The 12,961-nt window shown below is 67.6% G+C and carries 11 protein-coding genes; 6 read left to right on the forward strand and 5 right to left on the reverse strand.

All coding sequences use genetic code 11. The features are described from left to right. Positions 1 to 122: 122 nt before the first annotated feature. The 4 genes from KA383_10295 to KA383_10310 all read right to left on the reverse strand — a co-directional run bounded on the left by KA383_10295 (position 123) and on the right by KA383_10310 (position 3,988). Positions 123 to 1,109, reverse strand: a complete 987-nt coding sequence (locus KA383_10295) for a class I mannose-6-phosphate isomerase (protein ID MBP7746514.1) — start codon at positions 1,107 to 1,109, stop codon at positions 123 to 125. Beyond that, positions 1,106 to 1,492: a helix-hairpin-helix domain-containing protein gene (locus tag KA383_10300; protein MBP7746515.1), complete on the reverse strand. Its 387-nt coding sequence runs from the start codon at positions 1,490 to 1,492 to the stop codon at positions 1,106 to 1,108. Before KA383_10300 ends, KA383_10295 begins: the two co-directional genes overlap by 4 nt. Continuing rightward, positions 1,489 to 2,979 (reverse strand): endo-1,4-beta-xylanase, encoded by a 1,491-nt coding sequence (locus tag KA383_10305; protein ID MBP7746516.1) that lies wholly within the window; start codon positions 2,977 to 2,979, stop codon positions 1,489 to 1,491. Before KA383_10305 ends, KA383_10300 begins: the two co-directional genes overlap by 4 nt. Positions 2,980 to 3,238: 259 nt before the next feature. Then, positions 3,239 to 3,988, reverse strand: a complete 750-nt coding sequence (locus KA383_10310; GenBank protein ID MBP7746517.1) for a hypothetical protein — start codon at positions 3,986 to 3,988, stop codon at positions 3,239 to 3,241. A 308-nt stretch (positions 3,989 to 4,296) separates the two neighbouring features. Between KA383_10310 and KA383_10315 the strand changes: the two genes are divergently transcribed. From KA383_10315 to cls, 5 genes are all read left to right on the forward strand, one after another. Continuing rightward, entirely contained in the window at positions 4,297 to 5,652 is a 1,356-nt protein-coding gene (locus KA383_10315; GenBank protein ID MBP7746518.1) for an MmgE/PrpD family protein, read from the forward strand. A gap of 83 nt (positions 5,653 to 5,735) precedes the next feature. Further along, complete coding sequence (locus tag KA383_10320) at positions 5,736 to 7,025, forward strand: citrate synthase (protein ID MBP7746519.1); 1,290 nt, start codon at positions 5,736 to 5,738, stop codon at positions 7,023 to 7,025. Between the two features lie 76 nt (positions 7,026 to 7,101). After that, entirely contained in the window at positions 7,102 to 7,968 is an 867-nt protein-coding gene (prpB, locus tag KA383_10325) for a methylisocitrate lyase (protein MBP7746520.1), read from the forward strand. A 68-nt stretch (positions 7,969 to 8,036) separates the two neighbouring features. Continuing rightward, complete coding sequence (locus KA383_10330) at positions 8,037 to 9,161, forward strand: citrate synthase (protein MBP7746521.1); 1,125 nt, start codon at positions 8,037 to 8,039, stop codon at positions 9,159 to 9,161. A 54-nt stretch (positions 9,162 to 9,215) separates the two neighbouring features. Next, entirely contained in the window at positions 9,216 to 10,664 is a 1,449-nt protein-coding gene (gene cls, locus KA383_10335; protein MBP7746522.1) for a cardiolipin synthase, read from the forward strand. Positions 10,665 to 10,710: 46 nt separating this feature from the next. On the opposite strand, the gene KA383_10340 is transcribed toward cls, so the two are convergent. Beyond that, positions 10,711 to 11,958, reverse strand: coding sequence for a class I SAM-dependent rRNA methyltransferase (locus tag KA383_10340; protein ID MBP7746523.1), 1,248 nt, complete (start codon positions 11,956 to 11,958; stop codon positions 10,711 to 10,713). A 461-nt stretch (positions 11,959 to 12,419) separates the two neighbouring features. On the opposite strand from KA383_10340, the gene KA383_10345 reads away from it, so the two are divergent. Then, positions 12,420 to 12,761, forward strand: a complete 342-nt coding sequence (locus KA383_10345; protein MBP7746524.1) for a hypothetical protein — start codon at positions 12,420 to 12,422, stop codon at positions 12,759 to 12,761. The last annotated feature ends 200 nt before the right edge of the window (positions 12,762 to 12,961 follow it).

The raw sequence follows: 12,961 nt of genomic DNA on the forward strand, positions 1-12,961 counted from the left end.
CGGCTCGTGTGGCATGGCCGCGTCCCGCGGGCAATGACGGCGCCGAACACACGCTGCTCATCGCGAAAACGTCCCTCACCCGCAACGCCGCGGCCATGTCAAGAGCAGTGGCACACGGTGCGTTATGCAGGCGGGATGGTCACTTCGAGCCAGCGGGTGTCCGCTGCGAGCGTCACGTCGCAACTAGTAATGGCCGCTGGGAGTAATGCGACGTCGCCGCAGCGAAATGCGCCGCCGGTGGAGAAGCGGCCGCCGCCCGCCAGAATGATCCAGATACGCACCCGGCCGGGCGGAATCGGCCAGCTTTGGCCGGTCGGAGCCTCCAGCACATCCAGCATGAAACGTGGGCAGGATGCGACTCGCGTCGCCCGCGTCGGACCGGCCCCCGGGACCTGCTCGGGCTGAGGCCGGATCATCTCCGCCGTCACGTCGTAACGGATGTTCGCCAACGCCTCGGCCACATGCAGCGTGCGCGGCCGGCCGGCGGAATCGACGCGGTCCCAGTCGTACGCGCGGTATGTCACGTCCGACGGCGTCTGCACCTCCGCGACCACCAAGCCGGCACCCAGCGCGTGCAACGTCCCGCTCGGCAGATAGAAGCAGTCGCCGGGGCGGGCATCCCACGCGTGCAGCAGCTCCGCGATGGCAGGCGTGTCCGCCGCGCGAGCCACGTCGTCCGCCGTCACGCCGGGCTTCAGACCAATGTACAGCCGCGCGCCCGGGTCGGCGTGCAGCACGTACCAGGCCTCGTGCTTGACGCCGGTCTGCGCGGCATGCGGGTCGCCAACCGGCTTCGGATGAACCTGCACGCTCAGGTTCTGGCACGCGTCGAGGAACTTGACCAGCAGCGGAAAACGCCCGTCGGCGAGATCGGCCGCGCCGAGCAAGTCCGGGCCCCACGCCGCCACCAGTTCCCCCAGGGTGCGACCCGCGAACGGACCGTCACGCACGCGCGACTCATGGCCCGGCAGGCTGACCAGCTCCCATGATTCGCCGATCGGCTCATCCGGCGGCAGGTGCTTGTTCAGCAAAGTGGCCAGGCGGCCTCCGCCCCACGGCTTGGGCACAAAGAGCGGCGTGAAGGTGATCGGCTGCGGCGCGGGGATCATCGGGATGCGGTCGCTCCTTCGCACGCCGGCGGCGCGGCGGGAAAGGTCAGATGCGGGCGCAGTGCGTCGACCGTCGCCGGCCCGATGCGTGCGACACGGTCCAGGTCGGCGGCCGTGCGGAAGGCCGGTTGCTCGGGCACCGACGCGCGATACGCGATGATGTGCTGCGCGAGTGTCGGACCGATGCGTGGCAGCAGCTCCAGTTCGGCGGCCGTGGCTATGTTCGGGTCGATACGCAGTTGAACCTGGGCCGCGGTGACGGGCCGCCCCGCGCGCGACTGCCAGCCGGCGTATCCAGTCGCGAAGTGCAGCACCAGCAGCGCGATCGCCGTGCCCAGCGCCGCCCGCCGCGCGGGCGTCGGCGGCTGCGCGGGCGCCGTCATGGTTCGCCGCCGGCGATGAGCCGCTTGCGCATTTCGAGCAGGCGACCGAACGCCGGTTTGGGGGTGAGGTTCGCGTGCAGCAGCCCGCCGCTGGCGATGACGTCGTCGGGTTGGTCGACGAGGGTCTGGATGCAGACCGTATCGACGTACGGCTTGGAGAGCGCGATCTCGCAGAGCGTGGTGAGCCAGTCGGCCTGCACGGCGTCCGACCAGGGGCCGTGCCATTCGCCGCCCGGGGTGGTGCCGTTCTGGGAATCGGGGGCGACGCACGACGGTGCCCCGAGGGCCGTGACGTGCAGCGGCTTGCCGAGGTTGGCGAGCTTGTCGATCAGGGCGCTGACCTGGAACGGGTCGCGCAGGTGGTAGCCGTCGCTGCCAATGCCGAACAGGAACTGCAGGCCGAAGCCGTCGAAGTTGATGCCTGACTGCACGGCCATGTCGGCGTACAGCAGCGGCGGGACGGTTTGCTGGTTGCGGGCGTAGTACTCACCCCAGGGCTGGTTGAGATCGATGAGCACCTGGGCGCGCGGCGCGATCTGTTTCGTGACGGTGGCCGCCATCCGCGTCAGCTCCATCGTCTGCTCGAAGCTGAAGCCGAAGACGTTGTCTGCCTGGAGCCCGCTGGCGACGACCCAGGACGTCACTTGGCGGGCGAAGCGCTGTACCGTGCGCTCGACGTGTTCGCGCGCGGCTTCGTAAATGGACTCGAAATCGTTCTCCCAGATATACATCCAGTCGGGAACCGAGCTGACCCCGAACGCCAGCAGCGGCCCGCCGCGCACGGCCAGCTTGTTCGTGCTGCACGCCTTGATGACCGCCTCCACCGCCTCGTACGCGGGCGCCTGCTCGGTCGGCTGAATGCTGCGCCAGATGAATGGCACGTAGGCAAAATCGAAGACATCGCCGAGGCGCTTGGTGATTGCCTGCTGGACCGTGGCGCCGGCGACGCGGACCCCCAGGAATGCCCGCCCGAAACCGCCGGTTTGCTGCCGGCGGCCGAGGAATACGCCGGCGTGGAAACGCGACATCTCCTCCGCCGCCCAGAGCCCATGCGCGAGCGATTCATCAGCGTGCTGAGCGGCCTCCTCCGGGTGGTCGGAGGTCTGGAGGGCCCGGATGAACGCGTCGCGGCTCTGATCGATCCGGGCGGCGATGTCGTCCATGCCGCTGTAGTCGAACAGGCCCCATTCCTCGCGTTTTACGGTCACTCGCATGAGCTGGTGGCGGGCCAACTCCACGTGCAGGTTGTACGGCTGCTCGCGGGCCGGCAGACGCGTGGTCTGCAACTGGATGGTGCCGAAGCCCTCGACGGGCCAGAGCAGCGAGAGGCCGACCGGATCCTGCATCCGCGGCGTGCAGCGGATGACGCCGTCCTCCCAACGGATTTCCGCGCGCAGCGGCACGTTGTCGTTCCCGACGAGGTGGGCGCCGTGCAGATTGGGCGGATTTTTCCGCTGACGGGTGGGGTAGCACGTAAACCTGTGCACGTCGACCGGCCTCCAATCGCCGCCGCACAGACCGCCCCTGCCCCCGACGCGGTCGCACGGTGAACAACCATGATAAGGCCGCGCCGCGTTGCGGGAAAGCAGAACCTGCCACCCCCCCTGCCGCACCCCCCGGCCTGCTCGCCAGCCCCGACCACCGCCGAGGCTGAAGCCTCGCCGGCGGCATTGCGGAGGCGTGTCCGGCGGCGGAGCGGATGGCGGCCAGAGGTCCGCGGCAGCCGCTCCGCCGCGCCCGTCACCCTTAGCGCCAGAGCGTGCCTTCGGGCTCGATCTCCTGCACCACCAGCGGGTCCGCCGAGCGCGAGGGGATCTCGAACGCCAGCGACGGCAGCGTCTCGTCGAAGCGATGGCGCAATTCGATGCGTGCCCAGTCGTACGGCGGGATCATGACGTGCCAGAACACGTGCAGCTCCCACTCGTCCGAGAGGTAGAGGTAATGCGTCACCACGAGGATGTGCGGGGTCACGATGGTGCCCGCCCACTCCGTGGCGCTCGTGATCCCCAGGGCCGGGCGGTTCTCCTCGAGCCAGGGGATGAAGAGGTCGCGCACCGGCTCCGCCTCCGGCCCGACGAGGTCTTCCTCCTCGGACGTGACGTGGATGTTCACCGTCGCTGTCTCGACGTCGCCGCCGCGCGCCGCCTGGATCGTGACCGTGATGTCGCGGCCGGTATCCGGCACCGAATTCGGGTCATCGGCCGGAGCGGGGACGACGCTGATTTCGGCGACCTCGCCGGCCTTGATCGAACGATTCTGCACCGTGACCGTGGCGCCGGGCGCGGTCGCGGTCACATCGACAACACCGGCCAGCAGACTGGGCAAGTTCGGATCATTCTCGATCGTCACCAGCAACAGGCACCGCTGGCCCGGAATCGAGTCTGTGACCTCTGCCGGAACGACCGTCAGTGTAAACGGCACCGGCGTCAACCAGTCGGCCAGGTCACACCCGCCACACAGCCCAACCAACACCGCAACAACCACCCATCGTGACACGGCTCGCCTCCTTTGGCCACCGAGCAGCATGCGCTCCGGCCGGGCGCCCACCATAGGCGCGCACACACCGACGACCGGATCGACCAGTCTGCCGCATCTGGACACCCCGCGCCCGCACAACGCTGGACCGGCCCACACGCGGGCCGGTCGCGAAGGTCCAGTTCAATCTATGAAGGCCGAAAGTGTCTCGTCCAGAGAGCGGCCGCGCTCCCGGCAGCGCGCTACAATTTCTGACAGTTGGCGGCCCCCGTTGCCGGACAGAGCGGCGTCGGCCACAATCCGGTGGGCCCTACTCAAAGGGAGCAGCGATGGCAACCCTCGCCCAGACGCTGGCCGAGCACGCGCACCAAACGTCGTTCCGCGATCTGTCTCCGAAGGTCGTCCACGAGGCCAAGCGTCGCGTGCTCGATTCCATCGGCTGCGCCCTCGGGGCGTGGACCAGCCGCCCGGCCAGCGTGACACGGGCGCTGGCCCAAAGAGTCGCCATTCCGAAGGGAGCCAGCCTGTTGGGTTCGCGCTACCGGACGACGCCGGACCTAGCCGCCTTTAGCAACGGGGCGCTCGTCCGCTACCTGGATTTCAATGACACATACCTCAGCCGCGAACCAGCCCACCCGAGCGATAACATCCCGGCGGCCCTCGCCGTCGGGCAGGCGTGCGGCGCCCGCGGGCACGAGATCATCACGGCCATCGCGCTGGGCTACGAGCTGCAATGCCGGCTGTGCGATGCGGCGTCACTGCGGGCGCACGGCTGGGACCACGTCGTGTATGGCGCGTTCTCCACGGCCCTGCTCGCCAGCAAGCTCTACCAACTTTCGGTGGAGCAGACCGTCCACGCGCTCGGCATTGCCGGCGTGTGCAACTTTGCGACGCGCCAGACGCGGACCGGACAGCTCGCTGACTGGAAGGCCTGCGCATTCTCGAACGCCGCCCGCAACGGCGTGTTTGCCGCGGCGCTCGCGCGCGAGGGGCTGACCGGGCCGCACGAAATCTTCGAGGGACCGAAGGGGCTGTTCAACATGGTCACCGGTCCGTTCGAGCTGCGCTGGGCCAGCGACCCGGACGACTGGATGATCCGCCGGACGTACGTGAAGTTCTGGCCGGCGGAGTATCACTCGCAGTCGGCGATCGACGCGGCGTTGCAGTTGCGGCCGGAGATTGGCGATCCCGACCGGATCGAGAGCATCCGGATCGAGAGTTTCGAGGCAGCGGTGAGCATCATTGGCAGCGAGCCCGAGAAGTGGCGGCCGACCAGCCGTGAGACGGCGGACCACAGCATGGGGTACTGTGTGGCAGTGGCCCTGTTGGACGGCGAGGTCACGCAGAATTCGTTCTCCGATGCGAAGATTCATGACACGCGCGTGCTCGACCTGCTCGACCGCATCCGCATCGTGGAGACCGACGAATGCAACGCGGGCTATCCGGACGGTATTCCGAACAAGCTGATTGTCCGGCTGCAGGACGGACGGGAGCTGACACGGCTGGTCAAATACCCGCGCGGCCACGCCGGCAATCCGATGACCGACGCGGAGGTGATCGCGAAGTTCCGCGCGCAGGCCGCCGGCGTCGTCAGCGATGCGACGGCGCAGCGCATCGTCGATCTGGCGCTGTCGCTGGACGAGCTGGCGGACGTAACCCCCTTGCTGGAATTCGAGCCGGCCTAGCCCGCGCGCCCGGCGCGCGCGAGTTCGCGCCCTATGATCGAAGTGTGACGACAGGTTGAACCACGACGATGGAAGGATCGCCCATGAGCGAGCAGGCCACCCTGGCGTACGGCGGCAAGACGTATGCGCTGCCGGTGAAGACTGGCACGGAGCACGAGCAGGCCGTCGACATTTCGGAGTTGCGGGCCCAATCAGGGCTGATCACGCTCGATGACGGTTACGGCAACACGGGCTCGTGCGTCAGCAACATCACCTTCATCGACGGTGAGAAGGGGATCCTGCGCTACCGGGGCTATCCGATCGAGGAGCTGGCTGAGCACTCGACCTTCATCGAGACGGCCTACCTGATCATCTTCGGCGAGCTGCCGACCGAGACGCAGTTGGCCGAGTTCCGCAATCTGCTGCTCGAGCACATGTTCATCCACGAGGCCATGCGGCACCACTTCGAGGGCTTTCCGCCAAACGCCCCGCCGATGGCCATTCTCTCCGCCATGATCAACACGCTGGGTTGCTTCCAGCCCAGCCTGACCGAGCCGGAAAAAGACGAGCACTTCATCGACTCCGCCGCCCGGCTGATCAGCAAGGTCCGCACGATCGCCGCCGCCGCGTACAAGAAGTCCATCGGCGACCCGATCGTCTACCCGCGTTTCGACCTGTCGTACACGGCGAATTTCCTGCACATGCTGTTCTGCCGGCCGAACAAGATCTGCCGGCCCGACCCGGCGATCGAGCGGGCGCTGGACCAGATCTTCATCCTCCATGCGGATCACGAGCAGAACTGCTCCACGTCCACCGTGCGGATGGTGGGGTCATCGCAGGCCAACCTGTACGCGTCCGTCGCGGCGGGCGTGTGCGCGCTGTGGGGACCGCTGCACGGCGGGGCAAACGTCGCGGTCATCGAGATGCTGGAGACCATCCGAACCAGCGGGGAATCCATCCCCGCCTTCATCGCCAGGATCAAAGACAAGCAGGCCCACGCGCGGCTCATGGGCTTCGGCCACCGCGTGTACAAGAACTATGACCCGCGGGCCCGGTTTATCAAGCAGTCCTGCGACGCGGTGCTCAGCAAGCTGGGGATCCAGGACCCGCTGCTGGACATCGCGCTGCAGCTCGAGGAAGTCGCGCTCAAGGACCCGTATTTCATCGAGCGCAAGCTGTACCCGAACGTGGACTTCTACAGCGGCATCATCATGCGAGCCGTGGGCATTCCGCTGGACATGTTCACGGTCCTGTTCGCAATCGGGCGTTTGCCCGGCTGGATCGCGAATTGGCGCGAGGTGCACTTGAACCCGCACGCGCGCATCTATCGCCCGCGGCAGGTCTACAACGGACCGACGCAGCGCAAGTACGTACCGGTCGAACAGCGCCGCTGACGACGATTCGCGGCGGCGCGCCGCGACAGCAGAATCACGCTGTGTGCCCTGGTGTCTTGGTGGTGAGAATCGAGTGATGAGCACGACACCCACGCGCAGCGCACGGCTGCGGGCCGCGCTGCGCGATCACACGGTCGTCATGCCGGGCGCGTTCAACGCACTGACGGCGCGGGCCATTGAGCAGGCCGGCTTCGAGGCCGTCTATCTCTCCGGCGCCGCCCTCGCCAACAGCCTGCTCGGCGTGCCTGACGTCGGCCTCACCACGCTCTCGGAGGCCGCCTATCACGCCACCCGCTGCGCCGCCGTCACGACCGTGCCGCTGATTGCCGACGCCGACACGGGCTTCGGCGGGCCGGAAAACGTGGCGCGGACGGTCGTGGAGTTCGAGCGCGCCGGCCTCAGCGGGCTGCACCTGGAAGACCAGGAATTCCCCAAGCGCTGCGGACACCTGGCCGGCAAGGACCTGGTGGCCATGGATGAGTTCTGCGCAAAGGTGGCCGCGGCCGTCGCCGCCCGGCGGGACCCGGATTTCCTCCTGATCGCGCGCACCGACGCGCGCGGCGTGACCACGTATGACGATGCGGTCGCGCGGGCGCATGCGTATCTCAAGGCCGGGGCGGACGCGATTTTCCCGGAGGCGCTGCAGAGCCGGGAGGAATTCGAGCGCTTCGCGCGCGATGTGCCCGCCCCCCTGCTCGCCAACATGACCGAGTTCGGGCGTACGCCATACTTGTCCGTCAGCGAGTTCGCCGCCCTGGGCTATCGCATCGTGATCTTCCCGGTGACACTGCAGCGCGTGGCGCTGAAGGCGGTGACGGAGGCATTGGAAGAGCTGCGCACGAAGGGCACGCAGCGCGACATGCTGGAGCGGATGCAGACACGGCGGGAACTCTATGATCTGCTGGGCTACGCAGACGGCAAAGATGGTATGCAGGGCGTTTAACTAACACGAGCCACGGCCTGGCCGCGACAGACCGTGCCACCCCGATTGCTGCCCAATGGAGAATCAGCATGACCGACGCGATCGATGCATACCATCCGGGACTCGAGGGCGTGATCGCCGGCGAGACGTCGATCTGCTGCGTCGAGCAGGGCCGCCTCCTGTACCGCGGCTACGACATCGCCGACCTGGCCCGCCACGCCAGCTTCGAGGAATGCGCGTTCCTGCTGCTGCACGGGGAGTTGCCCACGCCGCAGGAGTTGACGCTGTTCCAACAGCAGATCGACGGCGAGCGCGAGCTGCCCGGGGCCGTGGTCGATGTGCTGCGCGCCATCCCGCGCCAGGCGCCGATGATGGACGTGCTGCGCACCGGCGTATCGTTGTGCGGAAACTTCAGCAGCGCGCGGTCGCAGGGCCGCAGCAGCCTGCTCACCCGCGCCGTCCGCGTGCTCGCCGCCGTGCCGGCCCTGATCGCGGCCCGGCTGCGGGCCATGGACGGCAAGTGGCCACTGGAGCCGAAGCCCGGCCTCTCGCACGCGGGGCAGTTCATTTACATGGCGTTCGGCCGCGAGCCGACGGAGCTCGAAGCCCGCGTGCTGAACCTGACGCTCGTGCTGTACGCCGAGCATGAGTTCAACGCGTCCACGTTCGCCGCCCGCGTGTGCACGAGCACGCTGAGCGGCCTGCATTCATCCGTGGTCGCGGCCATCGGCACGCTGAAAGGTCCGCTGCATGGCGGCGCGAACGAGGAGTCCCTGAAGCTGATCCAGCGTTACGCGTCCGCCGCCGAAGCCCGCAAGGGCGTCCTCGACGCATTGGCGCGCAAAGAGAAGATCATGGGCTTCGGCCACCGCGTGTATCGCAACGGCGACCACCGGGCGACGATTCTCGAACCCTACGTGGACAAGCTGGCGGAGATGCGCAACGAACAGTGGCGGGCCGAGGTCTATCACGCGATCAAGCAGACCATGTGGGACGAGAAGAAGCTGCATCCCAACGTCGATTATCCCTGCGGCCTGGTCTACCACTTCCTCGGCTTCCCGACGGACATCTTCACACCGCTGTTCGTGACCGCCCGCGTCGCTGGCTGGTGCGCCCACATCATCGAGCAACACCAGCACAACCGCCTGATCCGCCCGCGGAGCCGCTACACGGGGCCCGCGTTGCGCACCTACCAGCCGCTGATCGATCGCTGACCGGCCGCGACGTTTCGCGTTGACACGCGCCGCGGGACCTCGCACACTGCGTCCATGGCGTCGTTCTGGTTCTGGGCCTTCCTCGCCTACTATGCCATCGCCCTGGTGGCGATCGCCCGCATTCTCATTCGGCCCAAAGAGCCGACCGCCATGGTGGCGTGGATCTTCGCGCTGCTGTGCGTGCCCGGCCTGGGCCTGCTCGCATACTGGCTGTTCGGCTCGCGCCGCTTGCGCCGCAAGGTCCGCCGCCGGCGCCGGCGCGTGGCCAGCCTGCTGGCCGAGTTCAAGCGCCGAGCCGAGGAGCGTTCGCACCCCAGCACCGAAACGCACGACGCTGAACTACCCGCCGACCTCGCGGGCATCGCCCAGCTTGGACAGCGCCTGGTCGATATGCCCCCCGTCGGCGGCAACGAAGTCACGGTGCTGGAAGAAGCCAACGCGACGTACGCCGCCCTGTCCGACGCCTTGCGCGCCGCCCAGCATCACATCCACCTGGAGTACTACATCTGGCAGCCGGACGAGACCGGCCGCCTCTTCCGCGACATCCTGATCGAGCGCGCCCACGCCGGCGTCCAGTGTCGGCTGCTGCTCGACGCCGTCGGCTGCTGGCGGCTCAACCGCAGCTTTCTGCAACCGCTGACGGACGCCGGCGTGCGCGTGGCGTACTTCCTGCCGGTGTACCATTTCCCGTTCCGCAAGCGCTGGAGCCTGCACCTCCGCAATCACCGCAAGATCGTCGTCATCGACGGGCAGACCGCGTTCATGGGCAGCCAGAACATCGGCGACGAGTACCGCGGCCGGCTCGCCCGGCTCAGCCCCTGGTACGACACGCACATGCGGCTGCGCGGGCCGGCGGCGCTGTTCCTGCAGCAAACCTTCGCCGAAGACTGGTACCTGGCGACGCGCGAGGACCTGAGCGCCGGCCTGTACTTTCCCGAGCCCGAGCGGCCGGGGCCGTCGATTGTGCAGATTCTCCCCACCGGGCCGGACCGCCGGTTCAGCACGCTGGCGCAGATCATGTTCGCCGCGGTGTCATCCGCCCGCAGCAGCATCAGTATCGCGACGCCGTATTTCGTCCCCGACCTCGCCGTGCGGCTGGCGCTGGTGCACGCGTGCTATCGCGGCGTGCAGGTGCGGCTGGTGCTGCCGTCCCGGAGCGATTCGGCGCTGTCGCTGTGGGCGGCGCGCAGCTTCTACGCGGAGCTGATCGAGGCCGGCGTGGAGATTCACGAGTACGACGCCGGCGTGCTGCACTCGAAGCTGGTCACGGTCGATGACCGCTGGTGCATGCTGGGCTCGGCGAACATGGACGCGCGCAGCTTCCGGCTAAATTTCGAGGTCACCGCAGTCATTTACGATTCGCAGGTTGCCGCCGAGTTGGGGCGCTCGATCGGCCAGTTCTGCGACAACGCCCGGCGGATCACGGCGCGGGCGGCGTGGCGCGGCGACATGTGGCGCCGTATGGGCGAAGGCGCGGCGCGGCTGTTTGCACCGCTACTCTGATCGGATAGAACTCCCCTCCCTTCCATGGAGGGGGCAGGGGGAGGAGTTAAAGCACGCGGAACCAGAGCACTTTCAGATACGCCGACTCGGGGCAGTCCAGCAGCATCGGATGATCCGGGGCCGCGCCGCTTTGATCGAACAATTGCAGCGCACGCCCAGCACGCTGCGCCGCGCGCCGCACCGTCTCGAGAAACGCACTGCGCGACACCAGCCCGCTGCAACTGCACGTCACGAACACGCCGCCGGGACGGACCACCTGCAGCGCGAGTGCGTTCATGTCGCCGTACTTCCGCAACGCGTCCTCGTATTCCTCGCGATACGTGACCAGCTTCGGTGGATCGAGGACGACCACGTCGAACTGTCGCTGGTTCGCGAGCATCTGCCGCACATACGTGAACGCGTCGGCGTACACGAAATCGACGCGCGTCTGGTTGAGATTGGCGTTTTCGCGCGCAATGGCGATCGCGGCCTCGTCGAGGTCCACGCCGGTGACGGCCCGCGCGCCGCCCAGCTTCTGCGCACAGAGCGCAAACCCGCCGGTGTAACAGCACAGGTCGAGCACTTCCGCGTCGCGGCAAAGCGTCGCCAGCCGGCGGCGGTTGTCGCGCTGGTCGCAGAAGAAGCCGGTCTTGTGCCCCTCCTTGACATCGACGCGGTAGCGGATGCCGTGCTCGCGGATCGTGAGGCGGGTCGATGCATCGCCGCCCGGCAGATCGGGATGCACGGGGACGGTGAAGCCTTCGAGCCGTTCAACGCGCGGGTCGGCGCGGAGGAACATCCGCCAGGTCGGCGACGCACGGTCCGGGCGGTCGAGCGATGTCGGCGGGCCGAGCACCTCCGCGAGCAGCGTGCCGAGCTCGCGGGCGCGCTGGAACATCGCCAGCGAGAAGACCTCGAACACGAGGCTGTCGGCGTAGCGCTCCACGATCAGGCCGCTGAGGCCGTCGCCCTCGGCGTGAACGAGGCGATACGCGTCCGTGGCGGCGTCGAGGTCGAGGCGGCGGCGGAGGGCGACTGCCCGCTCCAGACGGGCACGCCAGAACGCCGTGTCGACGGGAATGTCCTCGTGCGTGAGGATGCGGACGACGATCTGCGAACGCGGGTTGTACAGGCCGCGGCCGAAGTAGCGACCGGATTTGTCGTACAGGTTGACGATGTCGCCGGGCCGGGCGGCGGGGTCGGCGGAGCGGACCATCTTGCGGTAGACGAACGGGTGCAGCGACGCGGAGCGCAGGAGGACCCAGGGCGACCGGGCGTCCGGCGGGGGTTCGACGTGGTGCGGCTCACGCGACACGGGGGCTAGACCTCAGCCTGGAAGCGTACTCAAAACTCCTCCCCCTCTTAGCGGGAGGGCAGGGTGGGGGTGCAGCGTCCCGTAAGCCGCCGCTCCCTCCATCCATCCGAGCCCGAAGCGCAAGCGAGGGCCATCTGTTCCTTTGCTCCTTGACCGGCCACGCACATAATTGTCACGGGGCCGCGGCGTGGCAAGAGAGGCCCCGGCGAACTTCGGAGTCAGCGACCGTGCGCGAGCAACCGGACGATGCGATCGAGAAACGCGACGACCCAGCAGTCGTGCGGTATGCGGCGCGTCCATCGCCGCGGGGGATCCGTTTCCTTATCTATTGCGTCCTTGGCATGTCCGTGGGCTTGCTTCTGCTATTCGCATACTGGGCTCGCCCGAGGGTCCACAGTCGCGACATTTCTCCGCGGGCATGGTGTGCCTCAAACCTGCGCGGAATCGGCCAAGGCCTGAAAGTGTACGCTTCCGATTACGCGGACGCGTATCCTCCCACGCTGCGGACCTTGATCGATGACGGCGTAGTAACCGCGTGGCAACTCATCTCCCCCGTCTCGGGGCATGCCACGCCGGCCTGCGACTACTACTACGTCACCGGCCTGACACTCAACGATCCGGCCATGTGGATCGTCGCCTACGGCGATCCGGCGTACCTGAAGGGCGCAGGCGCAAATGTCCTTTATGTAGACGGGCACGTCGCTTTCGTGAAGGAGCCGCAGTTTTCGCAGGACCTGGCGCGCTTCAGGGCCGACTACGAGACGGCCCGCGGCACGCCGCCGGTGATCATTCCGCCGCGCTAACGTCGTAGCGGCCGACCCCCGAGTCGGCCGTTGTGTGTGATACCGCGCCTACGCTCGACCCTCCCTCTGCCCCCTCCCTGGAAGGGAGGGGAGTTACACCGCGACACACATCGATTCCTTTGCTCCTTGACTGGCCACGCACATAATTGTCGTGGGGCCGCGGCATGGCAAGAGAGGCCCCCGGCGATCTTCGGAGTCAG

Source organism: Phycisphaerae bacterium (assembly GCA_017999985.1).
Lineage (GTDB): Bacteria > Planctomycetota > Phycisphaerae > UBA1845 > Fen-1342 > JAGNKU01.